The organism is Sphingomonas nostoxanthinifaciens, from assembly GCF_019930585.1.
Lineage (GTDB): Bacteria > Pseudomonadota > Alphaproteobacteria > Sphingomonadales > Sphingomonadaceae > Sphingomonas_I > Sphingomonas_I nostoxanthinifaciens.
On sequence record NZ_CP082839.1, the window covers coordinates 2309833 to 2331729 of the forward strand.

Consider the following 21897-nt stretch of genomic DNA (forward strand, 5'->3'; position numbering starts at 1 on the left):
CGATGCTGGCGGGCGCCGCGTCGGCGCAGTCGTCCGATCCGCCCAAGCCCGCCGCGCCGGCCGATATCGAGGTGACTGGACGCACCCCGGCCGAGCGGCGCGCCTTCGTGCAGTCGCTCACCGATGCTTATTACGGCCAGCAGCTCACCCGCTGGAACGACCCGATCTGCCCGGCCACGGTCGGATTGCCGGAAGCCTATGGCCGCTTCCTGATCCGGCGTGTGCAGTCGATCGCCAGCGAGCTGGATATTCCGCTCGACCACGGCAACTGCCAGCCGAACATTCTCATTCTTTCGGTGCCGCAGACCGATGATTACGTCGCGCGCCTCGTGAGTCGGCACCCGGCGTTGGGGCGCAATTGGGGTCAGGCGCTGCCGCCCCGCCACCAGCTCGACACGCTGCGCGCGCCGCGTGCGGTGCGGTGGTTCCATGCAAGCGTGACCACCGACGGCTCGATCGGCGGTAACGGCGCGCCGGCCACTGCCGGAACGACCGCTTATGCCTCGCGCCTGAAGCTCGCGACGCGCGAGAGCGCGACGCTCGCGGTGATCCTGCTCGATCCCGATCATATCGTCGGCGCCACCTGGGACGAGCTGGCCGATTATATCGCGATGGTCGGTCTGTCGCGCCCGCGGCTCGACGCTGATTTCAGCCACGCGCCGTCGATCCTGTCGCTCTACCGGAATACCAGCCTGTCCACGAACGCTCCAGAAGGGCTCACGCGCGAGGATCGCGCATTCCTCAAGGCGCTTTACGCCAGCGATGCGACCAGGACCGCCGAAGGCCAGCGGCAGAATATCGTCAGCCGGCTGCCGCGCTGACGGGCAGCACGCGCGTCGCGGCACGTTATGCTTCCGCCGTCGCCGATCCGGTTCTAGAAGCGCGCATGACCGATCTTGCCGCTCTCCTCGCCGCCGACAAGGGCCAGCCCGCCCGCATCCTCCACCGCATCACCGCTGCAGGCTTCGAGGCGTGGCTCGCCGCCCAGCCGCCGCGCGCGCGTGCGGCGGTGGCCGCAGCACAGTTCAAGGCGAAAGCGGACAGCCTCGTCATCCTGCCCGGCGACGGCGCGGACGATTGGAGCGCGGCGGCCGGCGTCGAGGCGCCCGACGATCCATGGTCGCTCGCCACCGCCGCCGCCAAGCTGCCCGAGGGCATCTATCGGCTTCAGGCCAGCGACCCGGGCGAGGCGACGCTCGGCTGGCTGCTCGCACAGCATCGCTTCGATCGTTACCGCGAGTCGCCCGCTCCGTCCGCGCCGCGCATCCTCCTCACCGCCGATCCCGCACGCATCGATGCGCGCGTCCGGCTGGCGCAGGCGGTGGCGCTGGTGCGCGACATGGTCGACACACCGGCCGGCGACATGGGTCCGGCCGAACTGGCCGAGGCTGCCGAGCGCGTCGCAGCGGCACATGGCGCGAAGCTCACCGTCACGCAGGGCGACGCGCTCGCCGAGGGCTATCCGATGATCCACGCGGTCGGCCGCGCCGCCACCCGCGCCCGCGCGCCGCGCCTGATCGAGCTGGAGTGGGGCGATACCGCCCATCCCCGCATCACCATCGTCGGCAAGGGCGTGTGCTTCGACACGGGCGGGCTCGATATCAAGCCGTCGTCGGGCATGCTGCTGATGAAGAAGGACATGGGCGGAGCGGCGCACGCGCTGGCGCTGGCCGGGCTGGTGATGGGCGCGCGCCTGCCGGTGCGACTGCACCTGCTGATCCCGGCGGTGGAGAATGCCATTTCGGCCGACGCCTTCCGCCCCGGCGATATCCTGCGCAGCCGCGCCGGCCTGCATGTCGAGATCGGCAATACCGATGCCGAGGGGCGGCTGATCCTCGGCGATGCGCTGGCGAAGGCGGCGGAAGGCAAGCCCGCGCTGATGCTGGACTTCGCGACGCTCACCGGGGCCGCGCGCGTGGCGCTCGGCCCCGACCTGCCGGCTCTGTTCGCCAACGAGGATGCGCTGGCGGACGCATTGCTCGCCGCCGGCACCGCTGCCGCCGATCCGTTGTGGCGGCTGCCGCTCTGGGCGCCCTATACCGAGATGCTGAAATCCGACGTCGCCGACATCAACAATGCCGGCCAGGGCGGATTCGCCGGCGCGATCACCGCCGCCTTGTTCCTCCAACGCTTCGTGCCGGAGGGTGTGGCGTGGGCGCATCTCGACACCTTCGCCTGGTCGCCGAGCGCGCGGCCGGGGCGGCCGAAGGGCGGCGACGCGCTCGGTCTGCGTGCCGCGTTCGCAATGTTACGCGCCCGTTTCGGATGAGATCACAACAGAATACTGACGGCCATGAAACGATCGCGCCAACCGCGTGTTGTAAGTCATCGAAAAAGGGGGAGCTCGGGACTTAGGATTAGAGGCGCCGGCATATGATGCACGACACGACCCTTTCGGGATGGATGCAGACCCTCGTCGGCTATGTCCGATCGGGACAACCCGATCTCACCAACCGGCAGATGGCTTTGCTGCTGCTGGTCTATCTCACCTCCGGCCCGCACACCGTGCGTGGGCTCGCCCAATCGCTCGGCGTATCGAAGCCGGTGGTCACGCGCGCCTTGAACACGCTCGGCGCCCTGGGCTATCTGCGCCGCGAGCGTGACGAGGCGGATCGCCGCAACATCTTCATCGCGCCGACCGAAATAGGGGCGAAGTTTCTTGAAGGGTTCGGCGGACTCATCGACGAAGGCGGCGCCCCCACCGAGATCCGTCGCCAGTTGCGCACCGCCGCGGCCTGAGGCGTTCGCGCTCTCCGGTCCGTCGATCCGGCTCGATCCGCGCGTCAACGCCTATCGCGGCGACATCGCCGACATAAGGCTGGCGGGGCGCATGCTCGCGCCACATTATGCGCGCGCGGACGAATGCCATTGCGCAGCAGACATGGCGATGGTGCGCGCATCGCCCTCGACCGATGCCGTCGCGGTCACGCAACTGGTCCATGGCGAGGGCTTCGCCGTGCTCGATCGGGTCGGCGCATGGGCGTGGGGCCGCTGCCTGCACGACGATTATGTCGGCTACGTCCCTGCCGCAGCGCTGGGGCCGGTCGCGACCGCAACGCATCGCATCGACGCTCCGCTCGGCCTCGTCTTCGCACGACCGACGATCAAGGCACCCGCCCTTGCCGCTTTGCCGATCGGCGCGCGGCTGGCGGCCGTGTCGGACGAGGGCGATTTCCTGCGGGTCGAGCGCGGCTTCGTCCACCGCCGCCACGCAGCGCCGCTCGACGAGATCGAAAACGACCCGGTCGCCGTCGCCGAACGGCTGATCGGCGCGCCCTATCTGTGGGGCGGGCGCGGCGGCGACGGGATCGACTGCTCCGGGCTGGTGCAGGTGGCGTTCGGCTTCGCCGGCATTGCCGCACCGCGCGACAGCGACCAGCAGCGCGACGCGCTCGGCGACGCGCTGACCGTCGACGAGCCGCTGCGCCGCGGCGATCTAATCTTCTTCCCCGGTCATGTCGGGTTGATGGTCGACGCGACGCACCTGATCCATGCCAATGCCTACTGGATGGCGGTGACGGTCGAACCGCTGGCCGATGTGGTCGCGCGCTTGCAACCGCTCCACGACCACCCCATTTCCGCGCGCCGGAGACTGACAGAGTGACGACGACGATCTTCATCGATGGCGGAGCGGGCACGACCGGGCTCGAAATCCGCGAGCGGCTGGCCGACCGGCCCGGCCTTGCGCTGCTCACCTTGCCCGAGGAGCGGCGCAAGGATGCCTCGGCCCGTCGCGAGGCGCTGAACGATGCCGATATCGTCGTGCTGTGCCTGCCGGACGATGCGGCGCGCGAGGCGGTGTCGCTGATCGACAATCCGCGCACCCGCGTGATCGACGCCTCGACCGCGCACCGCACCGCGCCGGGCTGGGTCTACGGCTTTCCCGAACTTTCGGGGCGGCAGCGCGTGGCCGAGGCGACGCGCGTCAGCAATCCCGGCTGCTACTCGACCGGCTTCATCGCCTTAGTGGCGCCGCTCGTGCGGGCCGGGTTTATCCCGCACGACTGGCCGCTCACCTGTAACGCCGTCTCGGGCTATTCGGGCGGCGGCAAGGCGATGATCGCCGACTATGAGAGTGCTGGCGCGGCCGCGCCGGCCTGGAGCACTTACGCGCTCGGGCTCGGCCATAAGCATGTGCCGGAAATGCGAGCGCATTGCGGGCTCACTTATCCGCCGCTCTTCGTGCCGGCGGTGGTCGATACATTGCGCGGCATGATCGTCGAGGTGCCGCTGATGCTCGGCGCGATGCCGGGCACGCACGTCCCCGCGACATTGCGCGCGACGTTGAAGGATTTCTACGCCGGCTCGCCGGTGGTGCGCGTGATTGACGCCTACGATCCCGCCACGCTGGCGGTCGAGCGGCTGGCGAATACCGACCGGCTCGATTTGTTCGTCTTCGGGAGTGCCGACGGACAGCAGGCGCGGCTCGTCGCCGCGCTCGACAATCTCGGCAAGGGCGCGGCGGGCGCCGCGGTCCAGAGCCTCAACCTGATGGCGGGGTTGCCCGAGGCAGACGGCCTGCGGCTTTAGCGACATCTGCTGTGCTCCTGCGAAAGCAGGAGTCCAGAGCTGCAAACATCCATGCCGCAACCCTGGGCTCCTGCCTGCGCAGGAGCACGATGCCGTGCCAAATCGCTCAGCGCGCGCCTTGGGCCTTGCGCAGGTTGTAATAGCGCTGGACGTTGGCGTTGTGGTCCTTGAGGTCGGTCGCGAAAACGTGGCCACCCTTTCCGTCCGCCACGAAATACAGCGCATCGGTGGTCGCCGGCGCCAGCACCGCCGCGATCGACTCGCGGCTCGGATTGGTGATCGGCCCCTTGGGCAGGCCGGCCATGGCGTAGGTGTTGTAGTCGTTGACCGCGCGCACCTCGGACAGCTTGATGCGCCGGCCGAGCGGCTTGCCCTGCGTCATCGGATAGATGATCGTCGGGTCGGCCTGCAGCCGCATCCCCTTGCGCAGGCGGTTGGAATAGACGCCCGCGACCATCGGCCGTTCGGCCGGCACGCTCGTCTCCTTCTCGACGATCGCGGCGAGCGTCACCGCTTCTTCCTTGCTGTTCACCACCGTGTCGGCCTTGCGCGTCATCCACAGCTGGTCGAGCGCCTTGGTCATCGCCTGCTGCATCCGCTTCAGCACCGCCGCGCGCGGCTCGCCGCGCTGGAAGCTGTAGGTGCCCGGCAGCACCGAGCCCTCGGCCGGCGCCGCGATCCGGCCGGTGAGCAGTTTCTCGCCCATCAGCCGCTCATAGACCTCGATCGCGGGCATCCCCTCGGGCACCGTGACGAGCCGCTGTACCGTGCGACCGCTCTGCAGCAGATCGAGGATGTCGCGCGCGCTCATGTGCGGCGCAACTTCATATTCGCCGGCGCGGATCGGGCCGGGCGTGCCGAAATGGCGGGCGAAGCGCAGGAAGCCGGTGGTCGAGCGCACCGCGCCCTGCTTCTCCAGCTCGCGCGCGGCGGCGGCGAGGCTCGATCCCGGCGGCACCACCACCGCGGTCGGGTGCTTGGCCGGGCCGGGCCCGGTCCAGTTGCGATAGAAACTAAGCCAGCCCGCGCCGGCCACCGCCAGCACGAGCAGCAGGATCACGACGAGGCAACCCAGCCCACGACGAGGGGAACGCTTGGCCATCGGTTTAAGCCTACACCCCTCGGCCTGTCGCTTAAACCGTGCGCATCACGAGGCTGGCATTGGTGCCGCCGAAGCCGAAGCTGTTATTGAGCACCGCGCGCACCTGCCGCTTCTTGGCAACGTTCGGAACGAGATCGACGCCCTCGCAGCTCTCGCTCGGATGATCGAGGTTGATCGTCGGCGGCACGATCTGGTCGCGCATGGCGAGGATGCAGAAGATCGATTCGACCGCGCCGGCACCGCCGAGCAGGTGGCCGATCATCGACTTGGTCGACGACATCGAGACATCGGCGATGGCGTCGCCGAACAGGCGGCGGACCGCACCCAGTTCCAGCTCGTCGCCCAGCGGGGTCGAGGTGCCGTGGGCGTTGATATAATCGATGTCCTTAGGCTCCAGCCCCGCCTTGCGCAACGCCATCTGCATCGAACGGAACGCGCCGTCGCCTTCAGGATGCGGCGCGGTGACATGATAGGCGTCGCCCGACAGGCCATAGCCGATCACCTCGGCATAGATCTTGGCGCCGCGCGCCTTGGCATGCTCATATTCCTCGAGGCAGACGATGCCCGCGCCCTCGCCCATCACGAAGCCGTCGCGGTCGCGGTCGTAGGGACGGCTGGCCTTTTCGGGCGTGTCGTTGAACGCGGTCGACAGCGCGCGTGCCTGCGCGAAGCCAGCGATGCCCAGCGGACAGATCGCGCCTTCCGAGCCGCCCGCCAGCATCACGTCGGCATCGTCCATCGCGATCATGCGCGCGGCGTCGCCGATCGCGTGCGCGCCGGTCGAGCAGGCGGTGACGACTGCATGATTCGGACCGCGCAGACCATATTTGATCGAGACCTGGCCCGAGATCAGGTTGATGAGTCGGCCGTGGACGAAGTGCGGCGAGACGCGGCTCGGCCCCTTGTCGTAGCGGACGATCGATTCGCTCTCGATGCCCGGCAGGCCGCCGATGCCCGAGCCGATCGAGCAGCCGACGCGGATCGACTGTTCGTAGGTCAGCTCGGTCAGCCCGGCATCCTCGAGCGCCTGGCCGGCGGCATCGATGCCGTAGACGATGAACGGATCGACCTGGCGCTGCACCTTGTGGTCGACGCGCTTGCCCGGATCGAAACCCCATGGGTGATCGGCCGGCTTCACCTCGCATGCGATCCGGCATTTCTGGTCGGACGCGTCGAAGCGCGCGATCGTGCCCGCGCCGGATCGACCGGCGACGATGTTTGCCCACGCCGTCTCGACGTCCGCGCCCACCGGCGTCACGAGCCCCAATCCGGTCACCACCACGCGGCGCATGGCACACTCCTGCTTCTGTTATCGGTCGTCGTCAAAACGAAACGGCCCCCCGACACCCTTCGGGTCGGAGGGCCGTTCGAAGGCCTCGGGCGAAAGCCTCAGCCCTTGTTGGTGTCGATATAGGTGATCGCATCCTTGACGGTGGTGATCTTCTCCGCCGCGTCGTCGGGGATCTCCACGCCAAATTCTTCCTCGAACGCCATCACCAGCTCGACGATGTCGAGGCTGTCGGCACCGAGATCATCGATGAAGCTCGCATCCTCGGTGACCTTCTCGGGCTCGACGCCGAGATGCTCGACGACGATCTTCTTCACGCGCTCGGCGGTGTCGCTCATGGATTAGCCTTCCTAGTCTTGATTTCGCGTCGCCCTAGCCGCGCCGCTTGGCCGCTGCAAGAGCCCCATGCGCGCACATCGGCGCGCACGCCGGTCAGACCATCGCCATGCCGCCGTTGACATGGATCGTCTGGCCGGTGACGTAGCCCGCCTGACGACTGGCGAGATAGGCGACCGCCGCCGCCACATCCTCGCCCGTGCCCAGCGCGCCGGCCGGGATGCGGCTGAGAATGGTGCCTTTCTGGGCTTCGTTGAGCGCATCGGTCATCGCCGAGCCGATGAAGCCCGGCGCCACGCAATTGACCGTGATCTGCCGGCTGGCCAGTTCCTGCGCCAGCGCCTTCGACATGGCGGTGAGGCCGCCCTTCGATGCCGCATAGTTCGCCTGACCGGGATTGCCGGTGTGACCGACCACCGAGGTGATCGTGACGATGCGCCCGAATCGCGCCTTCATCATCGGCCGCGCGGCGGCGCGGATCAGCCTGAATGCCGCTTCAAGGTTGACCGCGATCACCTGATCCCACTCGTCATCCTTCATCCGCATGACGAGATTGTCGCGGGTGATGCCGGCATTGTTGACGAGGATGTCGAGCTTGCCGCCCAGCGCCTCGATCGCGGCGGGCACCAGCGCCTCGACTGCCGCGCTGTCCGAAAGATTGCAGGGCACGACCTTCGCGCCATCGATGCCCGCGGCCACCTGCTCCAGCGCCTCGGCGCGCGTGCCGGAGAGCGCCACGGTCGCCCCCTGCGCCGCCAGCCCCTTGGCGATCGCCGAGCCGATGCCGCCGGACGCGCCGGTCACCAGCGCGGTCATGCCTGAAAGGTCGAACATCCATCCACTCCCGTCACGCCGGACTGGTTCCGGCATCCATCTCGAGGATCGCGCCTAGCCGTCAATTGCACCCCGGAACAAGTCGGGGCACCGGTCGGCATCAGAGCGAGGCCGCGAACGCCTCGACGTCGGCGGCGGTCACCAGGCTGGTCGCAGTCGCGTCGGGCGCGATGCGCTTGACCATTGGGCCGAGCACCTTGGCGCCGAACTCGACGAACTCGCCGACGCCCGCCGCGACCATCGCCTCGACGCTCTCGCGCCAGCGCACGGTGCCGGTCACCTGCGCCACCAGCAGGCCACGGATCGTGTCGGGATCGACCGCCGCAGCGGCGGTGACGTTGGCGTAGACCGGCACCAGAGGCGCGCGGATCGCGACCCTCGCCAGCGCCTCGGCCATCGCGTCGGCGGCCGGCTGCATCAGCGCGCAATGGAACGGCGCCGACACGGGCAACGGCAGCGCGCGTTTGACGCCGCGCTCCTTGGCGAGCGCCATCGCCCGCTCGACCGCCGCCTTCGCCCCCGAAATCACGACCTGCCCGCCGCCATTGTCGTTGGCCGCCTGGCAGACCTCGCCCTGCGCCGCGTCGGCGCAGATCGCCTCGGCCAGCGCGAAGTCGGCGCCGAGCAGAGCCGCCATCGCCCCCTCGCCCACCGGCACCGCCGCTTGCATCGCCTGCCCGCGCAGCCTCAGCAGGCGTGCGGTCGTGGGAAGATCGAACGCCTCGCCCGCGCACAACGCGCTATATTCGCCGAGGCTGTGGCCGGCGACGAACGCGGCCTTGTCGGCCAGCCGCACCCCGCCCTCGATCTCCAGCATGCGCAACGTCGCAATGGCGTTCGCCATAATCGCAGGCTGGGCGTTCTCGGTCAGCGTGAGATCGTCGGGCGGGCCGTCGGCCATCAGCCGCGACAGATTCTGGCCGAGCGCGTCGTCGACCTCCTCGAACACGGCACGCGCCGCCGCGCTCGCCTGGGCGAGCGCCACGCCCATGCCGACTGCCTGGCTGCCCTGGCCGGGAAAGATGAAGGCTCGCATGCTCTCTCCAATCCGAATGCGTCGCCCCGGCGAAGGCTGGGGCCTCGTGAGACGATGCCCACGCTCCGCCGCGGGAGATGCCGGCCCACGCCAGCATGACGGATATGTGCCGTTAGAGGCAGCGGGCGCGCCAACGCAACCCGCTTGCCTTTCGCGCGCCGATGCGACATAGGTCGCGGATCGGGTGGAGCCTCGTGCTTCCACCCGTTTCGCATTTTGAACGACGGCCGGAGGGGCACCGCATGGGGCGGTGTCAGCGATCGGCATGGAGACGAGATACATGGCTCTCTACGAGCATGTCTTCCTTGCGCGCCAGGATCTGGCGCAGGCACAGGTAGACGCACTGGCGGAAACCGCCACCAAGATTGTCGAAGAAGGACAGGGCAAGGTCGTCAAGACCGAGACCTGGGGCCTGCGCGGCCTCGCCTATCGCATCGCCAAGAACCGCAAGGCGCATTACGTGATGCTCGAGATCGACGCGCCCGCGGGCGTGATCGCCGAGCTGGAGCGCCAGACCGCGATCAACGAGGACGTGATCCGCTACATGACCATTCGCGTCGATGCGCATGAGCAGGGTCCGTCGGCAATGATGCGCCGTCAGGAGCGTGACCGCCAGCGCGAGCAGCGCGGCGATCGTCCGCGCCGCGACGACCGCGACATGGCCGCGTAAGGGAGACAGAAACCATGGCCCGCGCCTTTTTCCGCCGCCGCAAGAGCTGCCCCTTCTCCGCGAAGGACGCTCCCCGGATCGATTACAAGGACGTTCGTCTGCTGCAGGGCTTCGTGTCCGAGCGTGGCAAGATCGTTCCCAGCCGCATCACTGCGGTTTCCGCCAAGAAGCAGCGCGAACTCGCCCAGGCGATCAAGCGCGCCCGTCACATCGGGCTGCTTCCGTACATCGTTAAGTAAGGAGCCGAGCCCATGGACGTGATCCTGCTCGAGCGTGTCGAGAAGCTCGGCGCCATCGGCGACGTCGTTTCGGTCAAGAACGGCTTCGCCCGCAACTATCTCCTGCCGCGCAAGAAGGCGCTGCGCGCCAACGAGGCCAACAAGAAGGTCTTCGAGGCGAACCGCGCCCAGATCGAGGCGGACAATGCCAACCGGCGCGGCGACGCGCAGGCGGCGTCGAAGGGCGTCGATGGCAAGACCATCCTGCTGATCCGGCAGGCGTCGAACACCGGCCAGCTCTACGGCTCGGTGTCCGCACGCGACCTCGCCGAACTGCTTGCCGAGGACGGCGTCAAGGTTGGCAAGAGCCAGATCGTGCTCGACAAGCCGATCAAGGCGATCGGCCTGTTCCAGGTGAAGGTTTCGCTGCACCCGGAAGTGTCGGTGACGATCAAGGTGAACGTCGCCCGCTCGCCCGAGGAAGCCGAACTGCAGGCGCAGGGCGTCGACGTCCGTGCGCAGATGTTCGAGCGCGACGAAGCCGGCTTCACCGAGGCCTACGATCCGAACGCCGAGCCGGGCGAGATCGCAGCCGAGGAGCCGGCGCAGGGCTGACGCCCCGCTCCGACGACAAAGCAGAAAGGGCCGCCCGTCGTCATGACGGGCGGCCCTTTCTTTTTGGGCGGGCGCATCCCCCCATAGTCGTCATCCCCGCGCAGGCGGGGATCCATTGTCCGGCCGTGATGAACTATGGCGGCGGTTGCGCGAATGGATTCCCGCCTGCGCGGGAATGACGGCTGGCTGCGTTACCGCCGCGAGACCAGCACCACCGCCCCGTCGCCGTCGCGCTCGCCATATTGCGCCGCCAGCGCGATGCGCACCGGCAGTTCGTCGCCGCGATTGACCAGCAAAGCCGTATCGAATGCGCGTGCCCCGCCACCGCTCATGACGGCTTCCAGCTCGCTCGACGCGGCGACGCGGCGATCGAGCGGCAGCACGTCGACCAGGCGCGCACGTACCAGCATCTGCGACGCGAAGCCCGCCATGCCGGCCAGCGCCTCGTCGACCTCGACGAAGGTGCCGCGCGCCGACAGGCGAGCGCGGCCGACGCCGCCATGGATCGTCAACGCCGCCATGCCGGCCGCATCGGCGTCGCAGCGCCGCTGCCCTTCGATCTCCTCGGTAATGTCGCGCATCAGGCACGCCGCGCCGTCGCCATGCGGAAACACGCGAAGATGCAGCACGCGCCCGGAATAGCAGGGCGACGGCGTGGAGAAATTGGCCATCTCGCCCGCCGCGACCGCGCGCATCAGGTGGCCCATCAGCAGCGAGCCGTCGAGCCGCGATACCTCGTCGGCCAGGCGCAGGCCGAGCGCGGCGCCGCGCACCAGACGGAAATAACCCGCCGCGACCGCGTTGATCTCGACCAGACGGAACGCCTGATCGACCGCGAAGAAGCCCTCGGTCATATGTTCGAGCATCGGCTCGAGCGGCGGCCGCTGGCTGGCCTCGCCGGTCGAACGCCCGCGCAACGATTGATAGGAGGCGACCGACAGCATCACCAGGCGATCACGCCCATGATGCGTCACGTAGACGGGACGCTGGACGGCCTCTTCCTGCCAGCAGCCGAAACGGCGGACGAACTCTGCCGCCGTCACGCGCGTCCGGGGGGTCTCAACACTCATGTTCCACACTTCCCTGCATTTGATGCAGGCAGCTAAGCCACGGGGTCGGTTCGCAAATTCCTTCCTTCCGCGAGGGTCTTGGTCCGATCCGGACCGTGGCGGCGGCTCGATGCAGGCGAACTGCATGCCGATCCGGATATGATTAATTCCTGTAAGGTCCGTTCAATGCAGGATTTGCGCGATCGCCTCCACCAGCGGCGCCTGGCTCAACAGAATCATCCGCCGCGCCGCATCCAGCGTGAACCAACGCGCGGCGGCGACTTCGGGGAAAGACCGCATCCGGCCCGAACGCGGCGGCCATTCGAGCTCGAACGTGATGCTGACGACCGCATCCGGATCGACATCCTGTTCGAGCGTGAACGCCTCCACCCACTTGCCGCCGGCCTGTCGCACCTGCGCGAGCGGGCGTGGCACGTCGGTCAGCGTGACGCCCAATTCTTCCCCCACCTCGCGGATCGCGGCGGCGAGCGGCGTCTCGCCCGGTTCGATCGCGCCCTTGGGAATCTGCCATGCGCCGACGTCGCGGCCGCGCCAGAACGGGCCGCCGGGCAGCACCAGCAGCACCTCCGGCACCGCGCCGGTCCGACGATAGAGCAGCACCCCGGCGCTACGGGGCGCAGCCAACAGGCGATCCCGAACAGACGAACATTGTTACCTTATGCGACATGATTCACGCTTTGTCTGGAGTATCTTCGCGCATCGACTATCGAAGGCGCGATGACCTGCAGCGTGTTCGACCTGTTCAAGATCGGCGTCGGCCCTTCCTCGTCGCACACGATGGGGCCGATGACGGCGGCATGCCGCTTCGTCACGCTGTTGCGCGATGCCGGCCTGCTCGAAACGACCGCGCGACTGACCTGCGATCTCTACGGCTCGCTCGCGCTGACCGGCAAGGGGCACGCCACCGATCGCGCGGTGCTGCTGGGTTTCGCGGGGTTCAGCCCGGACCAGGTCGCCCCGGACGAGGCCGACGCGACGCTTGCAACGATCCGATCGGAATGTCGCATGCTGGTCGGCGGCGTCCACCCGATCGCGTTCGACGAGGCGGCCGACCTGCTGTTCCACCAACGCGAGAAACTGCCCTTCCACTCGAACGGCATGCGCTGCTCGGCGTTCGATGCCGAGGGCGCGCTGCTCGCCGAACGGGTCTATTATTCGGTGGGCGGCGGCGCGGTGGTGGACGAGGCGCAGGTCGCCGCCAACGCCCCGCCCGGCGCGCTGGCCGACATCCCCTTCCCCTATCGCTCCGGTGCAGAGCTGCTGGCGCTGGCCGAGCGCACCGGCCAGTCGCTGGCCGAGGTGGCGCTCGCCAACGAGCTGGCGCTGACGCCCGAGGCCGACGTGCGCGCTCGCCTCGCCGAGATCACGCGCGTGATGTCGGCCTGCATCGATCGCGGCATCGGCCAGCGCGGCATCCTGCCCGGCGGGCTGAAGGTCGTCCGCCGCGCGCCCGAAGTGCATGCGAAGCTGATCGCACGGCAGGAGCGGATGCTGTCCGATCCGCTGTCGGTGATCGACTGGGTCAACCTCTGGGCGCTGGCGGTGACGAGGAAAATGCCGCCGGCGGCCGCGTCGTCACCGCGCCGACCAACGGTGCGGCCGGAATTGTACCGGCGGTGCTGCGTTATTATGAGCGCTTCGTTCCCGGCGCGAACGAAGACGGCGTCGCGCGTTTCCTGCTGGTCGCCGCCGCGGTCGGCTCGCTGTTCAAGGAGAATGCTTCGATCTCCGGCGCCGAGGTCGGTTGTCAGGGCGAGGTCGGGGTTGCCTGCTCGATGGCGGCGGCCGGCCTGGCGGCGGTGATGGGCGGCAGCAACGCGCAGATCGAGAATGCCGCCGAGATCGGCATGGAGCATAATCTCGGCCTCACCTGCGATCCGGTCGGCGGCCTCGTCCAGGTGCCGTGCATCGAGCGCAACGCCGTCGGCGCGATCAAGGCGATCGAGGCGGCGCGGCTCGCCTTGCTCGGCGACGGCACGCACCGCGTCAGCCTTGACCAGGTGATCGAGACGATGCGCCGCACCGGCGCCGACATGAACGAGCGTTACAAGGAGACCGCGCTCGGCGGGCTCGCCGTCAACGTCGTCGAGTGCTGATCGGGACGGACGACCCGATCCCGCGCCGAGCCGCACCGGCCTGCGCTTTACGCGAGCCGCCGCCGCGTGCCATGGCGGTCGCTGCACCCCGATACAGGAGCTTAGGCAAACGGCGATGGCCGGCATCGTCCAGATCGAGAATGTCGGGCTTCGTTTCGGCACCGGCGCCGAGGCGCTTTCGGACCTGAGCCTTACTTTGGCGCGCGGCTCATTCCACTTTCTGGTGGGGCCGTCGGGTGCGGGCAAGACCTCGCTGCTGCGGCTGATCGGCGGCGGCGTGCGGCCAAGCCGCGGCATCGTCCGCCTGTTCGGAGAGGATCTGGCGGGCGTGCCGCGGGCGCGGCTGCCGGCGCTGCGCCGTCGGCTGGGCATGGTGCATCAGGATGCCGTGCTGGTTCCGGGCCTCACCAGCTTCGACAATATCGCTTTGCCGCTGCGCATCGCCGGGCTCGACGAGGCGCAGATCAGCGCGCAGGTGAGCGAGATGCTCGACTGGGTCGGCCTCGCGACGCGCGCCGCCGCGCGGCCCGAGGCGCTTTCGGCCGGCGAGCGCCAGCGCGTCGGCATCGCCCGCGCGGTGATCGGCCGGCCCGAGCTGATCCTCGCCGACGAGCCGACCGGCAATGTCGATGCCGAGCTGGCGGCGCGGCTGATCCACCTGCTCGATGCGCTCCATCGCGCCGGCACGACGGTGGTGGTCGCGACGCACGATCTCTCGCTGATCGGGCGGGTGCGCGATGCCGGGCTGATCCGGCTGGCGCGTGGCCGGCTCGATGATCCGGTGGGCACGCTGCGGCATCCCGCCGCGCGGCTGGCGACGGCATGATGCGGATCGCCGCCCCACTCCTGCCCGTCCGGCGCAGGCCGAGCGCGCTCGTTTTGCTGGTCGGCGGATGCAGTCTGCTCCTGCTGCTTGCCGCCGCGCTGGCGCACGCCACCGCAGCGGCACCCCCGCGGCTGATGGTTCAGGTCGTTGCGGCAGATGACGCTGAGCGCGCGGCGGATGCGGACAAGGCGATTGCGATCCTGCGCGCTCAGCCCGGCGTCCGTGCGGCGCGTCAGGTCGATCCGTCCGCGCTTGCCGACATGGCCGGGCCGCTCCCCGCCGACCAGCCGGCTTTGCCGGCATTGATCGAGGTGACCCTCGCCGCCGATGCAAGCGAGGCCGCGCTTGGCCGCGCGCTGGCGCCGGTGCGCGATGCCGCCATGCAACCGCGCGGACCCGCGAGCGCGCCGTCGCCGCTGCACCGTCTCGCTTTGTTCGCGACATTGGTCGCCGGCATGAGCCTGATCGGCGGCGCAGTCGCCATCGCGCGCGATCGGCTGTCGCGGCGCGCGGTCACCGTCACCTTGCTGCGCGAGCTTGGCGCGGAAGATGCGCGGATCGCGCGGACGATGCTGCACGATCCCGCGCTCGATACGCTTGCGGGGCTCGGCGGCGCACTTGCGGTGGCCCTGCTGCTGCTCGGCGCGGCGGGGCAGCTCGGCTGGGGCATGGCCGGCGGCCTGGTCACGACGGCATTGGTCGCGACGATGTTGTGCGCGACCGCGGCGATGGCGACGACGTTACTCTCGCTCGCGCGGCGACCATGATCCAGCGCCTGCTGGCGACCCTCGTGCTGCTCTGGACCGGCGGGTTCGTGCTGTTCTCGATCGACCTGCCCCGCCCCGCCGGCCCGGACCGCACCGACGGCATCGTCGTGCTCACCGGCGGACCGGGGCGGGTCCAGCGCGGGACGCAGGCGCTGGCAGCGGGCGAGGCGCGGAGGATGCTGATCTCGGGCGTCGATCCACGCGTGACCGAGGCGGAGATGGCGAGCCTCTATCGCATCCCCGTCGACCTGCGCGACGCGGTCGATCTCGGCCGCACCGCCGTCGACACCCGCTCCAACGCGGCCGAGACCGCCGCGTGGATCGCCCAGCATGATTATCATTCGATCCGGCTGGTCACGACCGACTGGCATATGCGCCGCGCCCGTTTCGAGCTGGGTCACACCGTGCGCGGCGTGCGGATCGTGACCGATGCCGTGCCGAGCGAGCCCGGCCTCGTCGCCTTGCTCCGCGAATATAACAAGTTCCTGCTGCGACGCGCCTCGGCACTGATCGGGCACTGAGCCGATCTAGCGCCGCTTGCGCGCGTCCGAAGCCCGGCTCGCCAGCGCGCGCTCGATCGCCGCCTCGGCGACCGGCGCCATGCGGGCATAGCCTTCGGCGAGCGGGTGGACCCCATCCTTGCTCAGCCCGCGCGCGAGCAGGCCGTGATCGTCCGCCAGCACCGAATAATAATCGGCAAACGCATAGCCGCGCTCGCTGCAGAACTGCCGCAGCCAGGCGTTCAGCGCGCGCAGTTCCTCGGGGTGCCGTTCGTTCAGCACGTCCTTGGACTGCTCGGTATAGTTGCTGACGGGCAGGACCGAGGCGAACACCACCTTGATGCCGTGGCGATCGGCCAGATCGGCCATCGTTTCGTAATTGGTCTCGATTTGCTCGGCCGTCTGGACCTGCAGGAAGCCCTGCACGTCGTTCACGCCGGCGAGGATCACCACTGCCGCCGGATCCAGCGCGATCACGTCCTGATGGAAGCGCAGGATCATCTGCGCGGTCACCTGGCTGCCGATGCCGCGATTGACGTAGGGCTTGCCGGGAAAGCTCGCCGTCAGATCCCACTTGTCGGTGATCGAATCGCCAAAGAACACCACGCGTTGTTCGCCGGGCTTGGGCGGCGCGAGCGCGGCATCGGCGGGCGCGTAAAGATAGCGCTCGCCGAAATCCTGCATCAGGCTCGGCACCAGCTTGGCACGGAACGGCCCGAGCCACTGGCCCCAATCCTTGTCCTGCACCGTCCGTCGCTCGGGCGAACTCTGATAATCGGGGCGCACCGGCGTCGGCGCCTGTGCTGCCAGCGGCGTGGCGGCGAGCAGCAGCGGCAGTATCGACCAAGCTCTCATTCGTGCGGTCTCCCGAAATCGGGGCGGGCGTCGTCCTGCCCCTGCTCGATGATCGAACGTCGCACCGCGCGGGTGCGGGTGAACAGGTCGAACAAAGCGTCGCCGTCGCCCCAGCGGATCGCGCGCTGCAGCATCGTCACGTCCTCGGTCAGGCGCTGCAGCACCTCGAGCACCGCCTCGCGATTGTTGAGGAACACGTCGCGCCACATCGTCGGATCGGACGCGGCGATGCGGGTGAAGTCGCGGAAGCCGCCGGCGGAGAATTTGATGACCTCCGACTGCGTCACTTCCTCCAGATCGGAAGCGGTGCCGACGATCGAGTAAGCGATCAGGTGTGGCACGTGGCTCGTCACCGCCAGCACCAGATCGTGGTGGCGCGCGTCCATGATCTCGACCTCGGCCCCCAGCCGTTCCCAGAAGGTCGAGACGCGCATCACCGCCGCCGGATCGGTGTCGCCGTCGGGCGTCAGGATGCACCAGCGGCCCTTGAACAACGTGGCGAAGCCCGCGTCGGGCCCGGATTGCTCGGTGCCCGCGACCGGGTGGCCCGGCACGATCGTCGCAGCCGGCAGCGCCGCGCGCATCGCCGCCGCGACCGACGCCTTGGCGCCGCCGACATCGCTCACCACCGCATCGGCGGGCAGATCGTCGGCGATCGCCTCGGCCGCCGTGCCGATCGCGCCGACCGGTACGCACAGCATGACGAGATCGGCGTCGATCACCGCCGCGCCGGCGCCGTCGGCAACATCGTCGCACAGGTCGATCGCGCGTGCGCGCGCGCGCACGTCCGCATCGCCGTCGAAGCCGGTCACGCGCACCGTCGGCATGTTGGCCCGCACCGCATGCGCGATCGACGAGCCGATGAGGCCCAGCCCGATCACCGTCACCCGCGCGAACGGCAGCATCAGCCCGCCTGCCCGACCAGTTCGCGCAACGCGGCGGCGAGCCCGCGCATCTCTTCCTCGGTGCCGATCGTGATGCGCAGCGCGTGCGGCAATTTCTGCCCCGGCAGCCAGCGCGTGATGTAGCCGCGCTCCATCAGGCCATGATAGGCCGCCTCGCCGGTCAGCTTGCCCTCGAACAGGACGAGGATGAAGTTCGCCTTGCTCGGCACCGATGACAGGCCGGCATTGCCGAGCGACGCCACCTCGGCCTCCAGCCACGTCCGCCAGCGGAGATTGTGATCGTGGCTCGCCGCGACGAAATCGTCCGACGCCAGCGCGGCGATCGCCGCCGCCTGTCCGCCGGTGGTGATGTTGAACGGCGCGCGGATCTTGTGCAGCGCCTCGACGATCGGCGCGGCGGCATAGCCCCAGCCGACCCGCTCGGCGGCGAGCCCGTGGATCTTCGAGAATGTCCGCGTGACGAGCACGTTCGGCGCGGACTTGGCGAGCTCCAGCGCGCCGTCATCGTCCTCGGGGTCGAGATATTCGGTATAGGCCTGGTCGAGCACCAGCAGGCAATCCGCCGGTAGCCCGGCATGCAGCCGCGCAATCTCTTCGCGCGAACTGTACGTGCCGGTGGGATTGTTCGGATTGGCGACGAACACCACCCGCGTCCGCGGCGTCACGCCTGCCAGCAGCGCGTCGACATCGGTCGCATAATCGCGATCGTCGACCTCGACCAATTCGGCCCCCACCCGCCGCGCCGCGATCGGATAGACCGAAAAGCCGTAGCGCACGAACATCACCTCGTCGCCCGGCCCGGCGAAGGCGCCGGCGGCGAGATGGAGCAGTTCGTCCGACCCCTGCCCGTAGATCACGCGCTCGGCATCCAGCCCGAACTTGGCGGCGATCGCCGCGCGCAGATCATGCGCGCTCGCGTCGGGGTAGCGTTCGAGCGAAGCCGCATGCGCCGCATAAGCGGTGCGCGCCGCCGGGCTGGTTCCGAGCGGATTCTCGTTCGACGACAGCTTGTGCACGCGACGGCCGTCGTCGGTGGTCGAACGACCGGGGACGTAGGGTGCGATCGCGTCGATCCACGGCTTGGGCGAAGGGCTGCTCATGGGGGCTGCGGTTTAGAGGATCGGCAGCCCATGGCAACCGGTCGGGCGTGGCCGCTGCGCGTTGACACGCATCGCCGCCGATCCTAGCGGCTTGCCCCTTCCATGGCGACGCTCGCAGCCTCGACCGATCAACGCTTCGGCCTCGCGCGGCACGTGCGGCTGCCGGGCGCGTTCGCGCTCGACGGCGGCGCGACGCTCGACGGGATCGAGATCGCCTACGAGACCTACGGCACGCTCGACGCCGACAAGGGCAACGCCGTCCTGATCTGCCACGCGCTGACCGGCGACCAGCATGTCGCCTCGATCCACCCGCGCACCGGCAAGCCGGGCTGGTGGACGCGGATGGTGGGCGCGGGCAAGCCGATCGATCCGGCACGCCACTTCATCATCTGCGCCAACGTGCTCGGATCGTGCATGGGCTCGTCCGGCCCCGCCACGATCGATCCGAAGACCGGCCAGCCTTATGCGATGGCCTTCCCGGTCATCACGCTGCGCGACATGGCGCGCGCGCAGGCCCTGCTGCTCGACCACCTCGAGGTGCCCGTGCTCGCGGCGGCGGTCGGCGGCTCGATGGGCGGGATGCAGGTGCTCGAATGGGCGGCGACCTTCCCCAGGCGCGTGCGCAGCGCGGTGGTGATCGCCAGCGCCGCGCGCCATTCGGCGCAGAACATCGCCTTCCACGAGGTCGGCCGCCAGGCGATCATGGCCGATCCCAACTGGCAGCGCGGCGACTATTACGGCACCGGCGCCGCGCCGGCCGCGGGCCTTGCCGTCGCGCGGATGGCGGCGCACATCACCTACCTGTCCGAAGCGGCGATGCACGACAAGTTCGGGCGCAAGCTGCAGGATCGCGGGCAGGTCGGCTTCGGCTTCGACGCCGATTTCCAGGTGGAGAGCTATCTGCGCCATCAGGGGATCAGCTTCGTCGACCGGTTCGACGCCAACTCCTATCTCTACATCACCCGCGCAATGGACTATTTCGATCTGGCGCAGGAGCATGGCGGCCGGCTGGCCAACGCCTTTCGCGGCAGCGCCACGCGCTTCTGCATCGCCAGCTTCGACACCGACTGGCTCTACCCCACCTCCGAATCGCGCGCGATCGTGCATGCGCTCAACGCGGCCGGCTGCGCCGTCAGCTTCGTCGAGCTGACCGCACCATTCGGACATGACAGCTTCCTGCTGGAGGTGCCGGAGCTGTTCGGCATGATCGACGGCTTCCTCCGCGCCGGCGCGCCGTGAACCTGCGCCCCGATCTCGCGCTGATCGCCGAGCATGTCGTGCCCGGCAGCCGCGCGCTCGACATCGGCTGCGGTGACGGCGACCTGATGGCGGTGCTGCGCAAGGCGCATGTCGACGTGCGCGGGCTGGAGCTCGATCCGGCCAACGTCGCGCTGGCGGTGGCGCGCGGCCTGTCGGTGGTGCAGGGCGATGCCGACGCCGACCTTGCTTATTATCCCGACGATGCGTTCGACTATGCGATCCTCAGCCAGACGCTGCAGACCGCGCGCCGCCCGGATCAGGTTCTGGCCGAGCTGCTGCGCATCGGCCGCCGCGCCTTCGTCTCCTTCCCCAATTTCGCTTACTGGCGCGTGCGCTGGGGGCTGATGTGGGGCGGCCGCATGCCGGTGACGAAGGCGCTGCCGGTGTCGTGGTACGAGACGCAGGACATCCATCATCTGACGATCGACGATTTCCGCGCGCTGGTGGCGGAAAGCGGCATCCGCGTCGAGGATGCGTGGTTCCTGCGCGGCAGCAAGCGCATCGGCACCGCCGCCGCCAACCTGCTCGCCGAACATGCCGTGTTCCTGCTGAAGCGCGACTAGCGGGGCTTGCCCGGGTCCGTCGCCGCCGCCATCATGGCGGCGTGGCGGACATGCTGACCCTGGGGCGCCGACAGGCGATCGCCGCGACCGCCGCCGGCCTGCTGGCACCAGCGCCTGCCCGCGCGGAGGCGAAGCCGCCGATCACCACCCGGATCCTCATCGAGGATGCGCGTCTGTGGGTGGCGGCGACGATCGGCAAGGACAGTCCGCGCCTGTTCTGTGTCGATACCGGCGCCCCGCGCAACTTCCTGCGCCCCGAAATCGCACATGCGCTGAAGCTGCCGGTGAAGGGCGGGCAGGTCGTCGGCGGGCTCGGCAAGAGGCAGGTGGCCGGTGACATCGTCGCGGCGGACGATCTGGTGATCGGCGGCGCGCTCCGCATCCCCCTCACCCTGTTCGTCCTTTACGATTTCCAGCAGGGCCTGCCGCCCGATGCGGCGGGGCTGCTGGCGGCGGGCATCTTCACCGGGCGCGACTGCGATATCGATCTGGCTGCGGGCCAGTGGCGGCTCTGGCCGAGCGGGCGGCCGACGGCACCGGACATGACCCTGCTCGACTCGCGCTTCATCGGCGGCGACGGTCGCGGCCTGTGGTCCGACAAGATCGAGGTCACCGCCTACGTCGCCGGCAAGCCGTACCGGCTCGTCTGCGATACCGGCGCGCCCGGCGGCATCCTGCTCTTCTCGCACGCCGCGCGCGCCAATCGCCTGTTCGACGACACGACGCCGTTCGCGATCGAGCCCACCGGGGGCTTCGGCGGGCGCGCCGCGAAGCTCAGTCGCGTCATGCGGATGGGGCCCGTCCAGCTTGGGCCGCTGACGATCGACCGGCCGCTGGTGACGGTGATGGATCCCGACCAGAGCAGCCGGTTCAGCGACCATGACGGCGTGATCGGCCTGTCGCTGCTTCAGCTGCTCGCGCTGTCGACCGACATCCGCCTGCGCAAGGTGTGGGCGACGCGCAACGATCGGCCGGTTCCGCCCGACCGCTATCGGCCGGCGGGCATCTGGCTCGACCGTACCGACGACGGCACCGTGGCGGTGACGGTGGTCGGCACCGGCAGCCCGGCGGCGGCCGCCGGGCTGCGCGCCGGCGACGTCGTGGTCGATCCGCCGACGCTTGCCGAGGCGATCGTGCGGACCAACCAGCCGCCCGGGCGCGAAGTGGCACTCGGCATTCGACGCGACGGCGCGGTTTCGACCGTGCGCTACACGGTCAGGCCGTATCTGTAGCCCATGCCGTCATCCCGGCGCAGGCCGGGATCCAGATCGCGCAACGCCCGCTGCCTGGACCCCGACCTACGCCGGGGTGACGATACATGTCGCA

Annotated in this window: 24 protein-coding genes and 1 pseudogene; 15 read left to right on the forward strand and 10 right to left on the reverse strand. The window is 69.2% G+C overall.

What is annotated here, in order from left to right; all coding sequences use genetic code 11:
* Window positions 1-2 precede the first annotated feature (2 nt).
* The 5 genes from K8P63_RS10990 (at window position 3) to argC (ending at window position 4530) form a co-directional block, all read left to right on the forward strand.
* Window positions 3-821 (forward strand): hypothetical protein, encoded by an 819-nt coding sequence (locus tag K8P63_RS10990; protein WP_223796077.1) that lies wholly within the window; start codon window positions 3-5, stop codon window positions 819-821.
* A 65-nt stretch (window positions 822-886) separates the two neighbouring features.
* Window positions 887-2269 carry a leucyl aminopeptidase family protein gene (locus K8P63_RS10995; protein ID WP_223796078.1) on the forward strand — a complete coding sequence of 461 codons (1383 nt, stop codon included), beginning with the start codon at window positions 887-889 and terminating at the stop codon, window positions 2267-2269.
* Window positions 2270-2376: 107 nt separating this feature from the next.
* Window positions 2377-2739, forward strand: coding sequence for a MarR family winged helix-turn-helix transcriptional regulator (locus K8P63_RS11000; RefSeq protein WP_223796079.1), 363 nt, complete (start codon window positions 2377-2379; stop codon window positions 2737-2739).
* 91 nt (window positions 2740-2830) lie between these two features.
* The gene (locus K8P63_RS11005) at window positions 2831-3604 is read left to right on the forward strand and encodes a C40 family peptidase (protein ID WP_223796080.1); all 774 of its coding nucleotides are present in this window, start codon (window positions 2831-2833) and stop codon (window positions 3602-3604) included.
* The gene (gene argC / locus K8P63_RS11010) at window positions 3601-4530 is read left to right on the forward strand and encodes an N-acetyl-gamma-glutamyl-phosphate reductase (RefSeq protein ID WP_223796081.1); all 930 of its coding nucleotides are present in this window, start codon (window positions 3601-3603) and stop codon (window positions 4528-4530) included. The genes K8P63_RS11005 and argC overlap by 4 nt, the downstream gene beginning before the upstream one ends.
* 106 nt (window positions 4531-4636) lie before the next feature.
* Here argC and mltG read toward each other — a convergent pair whose 3' ends face one another.
* From mltG to fabD, 5 genes are all read right to left on the reverse strand, one after another.
* The gene (gene mltG / locus K8P63_RS11015) at window positions 4637-5632 is read right to left on the reverse strand and encodes an endolytic transglycosylase MltG (protein WP_223796082.1); all 996 of its coding nucleotides are present in this window, start codon (window positions 5630-5632) and stop codon (window positions 4637-4639) included.
* Between the two features lie 31 nt (window positions 5633-5663).
* Window positions 5664-6923, reverse strand: coding sequence for a beta-ketoacyl-ACP synthase II (gene fabF / locus K8P63_RS11020; protein WP_223796083.1), 1260 nt, complete (start codon window positions 6921-6923; stop codon window positions 5664-5666).
* Between the two features lie 98 nt (window positions 6924-7021).
* Complete coding sequence (locus K8P63_RS11025) at window positions 7022-7258, reverse strand: acyl carrier protein (protein ID WP_223796084.1); 237 nt, start codon at window positions 7256-7258, stop codon at window positions 7022-7024.
* Between the two features lie 94 nt (window positions 7259-7352).
* Window positions 7353-8090, reverse strand: a complete 738-nt coding sequence (fabG, locus tag K8P63_RS11030) for a 3-oxoacyl-[acyl-carrier-protein] reductase (protein WP_223796085.1) — start codon at window positions 8088-8090, stop codon at window positions 7353-7355.
* Window positions 8091-8190: 100 nt separating this feature from the next.
* Window positions 8191-9126 (reverse strand): ACP S-malonyltransferase, encoded by a 936-nt coding sequence (gene fabD, locus K8P63_RS11035; RefSeq protein ID WP_223796086.1) that lies wholly within the window; start codon window positions 9124-9126, stop codon window positions 8191-8193.
* Window positions 9127-9406: 280 nt separating this feature from the next.
* Between fabD and rpsF the strand changes: the two genes are divergently transcribed.
* Genes rpsF through rplI form a run of 3 tightly spaced genes read left to right on the forward strand, consistent with a single transcriptional unit; the run spans window position 9407 to window position 10629 of the window.
* Window positions 9407-9796 carry a 30S ribosomal protein S6 gene (gene rpsF, locus K8P63_RS11040; protein ID WP_223796087.1) on the forward strand — a complete coding sequence of 130 codons (390 nt, stop codon included), beginning with the start codon at window positions 9407-9409 and terminating at the stop codon, window positions 9794-9796.
* Between the two features lie 14 nt (window positions 9797-9810).
* Window positions 9811-10035 carry a 30S ribosomal protein S18 gene (gene rpsR / locus K8P63_RS11045; protein WP_011950937.1) on the forward strand — a complete coding sequence of 75 codons (225 nt, stop codon included), beginning with the start codon at window positions 9811-9813 and terminating at the stop codon, window positions 10033-10035.
* A gap of 12 nt (window positions 10036-10047) precedes the next feature.
* Window positions 10048-10629, forward strand: coding sequence for a 50S ribosomal protein L9 (gene rplI / locus K8P63_RS11050; RefSeq protein WP_223796088.1), 582 nt, complete (start codon window positions 10048-10050; stop codon window positions 10627-10629).
* A 191-nt stretch (window positions 10630-10820) separates the two neighbouring features.
* On the opposite strand, the gene K8P63_RS11055 is transcribed toward rplI, so the two are convergent.
* Together K8P63_RS11055 and K8P63_RS11060 are read right to left on the reverse strand one after the other, a co-directional pair.
* Window positions 10821-11699, reverse strand: a complete 879-nt coding sequence (locus K8P63_RS11055) for a PAS domain-containing protein (RefSeq protein ID WP_223796089.1) — start codon at window positions 11697-11699, stop codon at window positions 10821-10823.
* Between the two features lie 162 nt (window positions 11700-11861).
* Entirely contained in the window at window positions 11862-12323 is a 462-nt protein-coding gene (locus tag K8P63_RS11060; RefSeq protein ID WP_223796090.1) for an NUDIX domain-containing protein, read from the reverse strand.
* A 93-nt stretch (window positions 12324-12416) separates the two neighbouring features.
* Here K8P63_RS11060 and K8P63_RS11065 point away from each other — a divergent pair.
* The 4 genes and pseudogenes from K8P63_RS11065 (at window position 12417) to K8P63_RS11080 (ending at window position 15909) form a co-directional block, all read left to right on the forward strand.
* A pseudogene (locus K8P63_RS11065) lies at window positions 12417-13795 on the forward strand (L-serine ammonia-lyase).
* 115 nt (window positions 13796-13910) lie between these two features.
* Window positions 13911-14621 carry a cell division ATP-binding protein FtsE gene (locus K8P63_RS11070; protein ID WP_223796091.1) on the forward strand — a complete coding sequence of 237 codons (711 nt, stop codon included), beginning with the start codon at window positions 13911-13913 and terminating at the stop codon, window positions 14619-14621.
* Window positions 14621-15388: a hypothetical protein gene (locus tag K8P63_RS11075; RefSeq protein WP_223796092.1), complete on the forward strand. Its 768-nt coding sequence runs from the start codon at window positions 14621-14623 to the stop codon at window positions 15386-15388. The genes K8P63_RS11070 and K8P63_RS11075 overlap by 1 nt, the downstream gene beginning before the upstream one ends.
* Entirely contained in the window at window positions 15385-15909 is a 525-nt protein-coding gene (locus K8P63_RS11080) for a YdcF family protein (protein ID WP_223796093.1), read from the forward strand. Before K8P63_RS11075 ends, K8P63_RS11080 begins: the two co-directional genes overlap by 4 nt.
* A gap of 6 nt (window positions 15910-15915) precedes the next feature.
* On the opposite strand, the gene K8P63_RS11085 is transcribed toward K8P63_RS11080, so the two are convergent.
* Genes K8P63_RS11085 through hisC form a run of 3 tightly spaced genes read right to left on the reverse strand, consistent with a single transcriptional unit; the run spans window position 15916 to window position 18748 of the window.
* Window positions 15916-16743 carry a GDSL-type esterase/lipase family protein gene (locus K8P63_RS11085; protein ID WP_223796094.1) on the reverse strand — a complete coding sequence of 276 codons (828 nt, stop codon included), beginning with the start codon at window positions 16741-16743 and terminating at the stop codon, window positions 15916-15918.
* Window positions 16740-17648, reverse strand: a complete 909-nt coding sequence (locus K8P63_RS11090) for a prephenate/arogenate dehydrogenase family protein (protein WP_223796095.1) — start codon at window positions 17646-17648, stop codon at window positions 16740-16742. The genes K8P63_RS11085 and K8P63_RS11090 overlap by 4 nt, the downstream gene beginning before the upstream one ends.
* Window positions 17648-18748, reverse strand: coding sequence for a histidinol-phosphate transaminase (hisC, locus tag K8P63_RS11095; protein WP_223796096.1), 1101 nt, complete (start codon window positions 18746-18748; stop codon window positions 17648-17650). Before hisC ends, K8P63_RS11090 begins: the two co-directional genes overlap by 1 nt.
* Before the next feature lie 102 nt (window positions 18749-18850).
* Here hisC and metX point away from each other — a divergent pair, with 102 nt between their 5' ends.
* Genes metX through K8P63_RS11110 form a run of 3 tightly spaced genes read left to right on the forward strand, consistent with a single transcriptional unit; the run spans window position 18851 to window position 21803 of the window.
* On the forward strand, window positions 18851-19987 hold the full coding sequence (metX, locus tag K8P63_RS11100) for a homoserine O-acetyltransferase MetX (protein WP_223796097.1): 1137 nt from the start codon (window positions 18851-18853) through the stop codon (window positions 19985-19987).
* Window positions 19984-20571 carry a methionine biosynthesis protein MetW gene (gene metW / locus K8P63_RS11105; RefSeq protein WP_223796098.1) on the forward strand — a complete coding sequence of 196 codons (588 nt, stop codon included), beginning with the start codon at window positions 19984-19986 and terminating at the stop codon, window positions 20569-20571. Before metX ends, metW begins: the two co-directional genes overlap by 4 nt.
* Before the next feature lie 50 nt (window positions 20572-20621).
* Window positions 20622-21803: an aspartyl protease family protein gene (locus K8P63_RS11110; protein ID WP_223796099.1), complete on the forward strand. Its 1182-nt coding sequence runs from the start codon at window positions 20622-20624 to the stop codon at window positions 21801-21803.
* Window positions 21804-21897: the final 94 nt, after the last annotated feature.

Coding starts and splice junctions, on each gene's coding strand:
- K8P63_RS10990 (WP_223796077.1), top strand. CDS start 3: ATGCTGGCGGGCGCCGCGTCGGCGCAGTCGTCCGATCCGCCCAAGCCC.
- K8P63_RS10995 (WP_223796078.1), top strand. CDS start 887: ATGACCGATCTTGCCGCTCTCCTCGCCGCCGACAAGGGCCAGCCCGCC.
- K8P63_RS11000 (WP_223796079.1), top strand. CDS start 2,377: ATGCACGACACGACCCTTTCGGGATGGATGCAGACCCTCGTCGGCTAT.
- K8P63_RS11005 (WP_223796080.1), top strand. CDS start 2,831: ATGCTCGCGCCACATTATGCGCGCGCGGACGAATGCCATTGCGCAGCA.
- mltG (WP_223796082.1), bottom strand. CDS start 5,632: ATGGCCAAGCGTTCCCCTCGTCGTGGGCTGGGTTGCCTCGTCGTGATC.
- fabF (WP_223796083.1), bottom strand. CDS start 6,923: ATGCGCCGCGTGGTGGTGACCGGATTGGGGCTCGTGACGCCGGTGGGC.
- K8P63_RS11025 (WP_223796084.1), bottom strand. CDS start 7,258: ATGAGCGACACCGCCGAGCGCGTGAAGAAGATCGTCGTCGAGCATCTC.
- fabG (WP_223796085.1), bottom strand. CDS start 8,090: ATGTTCGACCTTTCAGGCATGACCGCGCTGGTGACCGGCGCGTCCGGC.
- fabD (WP_223796086.1), bottom strand. CDS start 9,126: ATGCGAGCCTTCATCTTTCCCGGCCAGGGCAGCCAGGCAGTCGGCATG.
- rpsF (WP_223796087.1), top strand. CDS start 9,407: ATGGCTCTCTACGAGCATGTCTTCCTTGCGCGCCAGGATCTGGCGCAG.
- rpsR (WP_011950937.1), top strand. CDS start 9,811: ATGGCCCGCGCCTTTTTCCGCCGCCGCAAGAGCTGCCCCTTCTCCGCG.
- rplI (WP_223796088.1), top strand. CDS start 10,048: ATGGACGTGATCCTGCTCGAGCGTGTCGAGAAGCTCGGCGCCATCGGC.
- K8P63_RS11055 (WP_223796089.1), bottom strand. CDS start 11,699: ATGAGTGTTGAGACCCCCCGGACGCGCGTGACGGCGGCAGAGTTCGTC.
- K8P63_RS11070 (WP_223796091.1), top strand. CDS start 13,911: ATGGCCGGCATCGTCCAGATCGAGAATGTCGGGCTTCGTTTCGGCACC.
- K8P63_RS11075 (WP_223796092.1), top strand. CDS start 14,621: ATGCGGATCGCCGCCCCACTCCTGCCCGTCCGGCGCAGGCCGAGCGCG.
- K8P63_RS11080 (WP_223796093.1), top strand. CDS start 15,385: ATGATCCAGCGCCTGCTGGCGACCCTCGTGCTGCTCTGGACCGGCGGG.
- K8P63_RS11085 (WP_223796094.1), bottom strand. CDS start 16,743: ATGAGAGCTTGGTCGATACTGCCGCTGCTGCTCGCCGCCACGCCGCTG.
- K8P63_RS11090 (WP_223796095.1), bottom strand. CDS start 17,648: ATGCTGCCGTTCGCGCGGGTGACGGTGATCGGGCTGGGCCTCATCGGC.
- hisC (WP_223796096.1), bottom strand. CDS start 18,748: ATGAGCAGCCCTTCGCCCAAGCCGTGGATCGACGCGATCGCACCCTAC.
- metX (WP_223796097.1), top strand. CDS start 18,851: ATGGCGACGCTCGCAGCCTCGACCGATCAACGCTTCGGCCTCGCGCGG.
- K8P63_RS11110 (WP_223796099.1), top strand. CDS start 20,622: ATGCTGACCCTGGGGCGCCGACAGGCGATCGCCGCGACCGCCGCCGGC.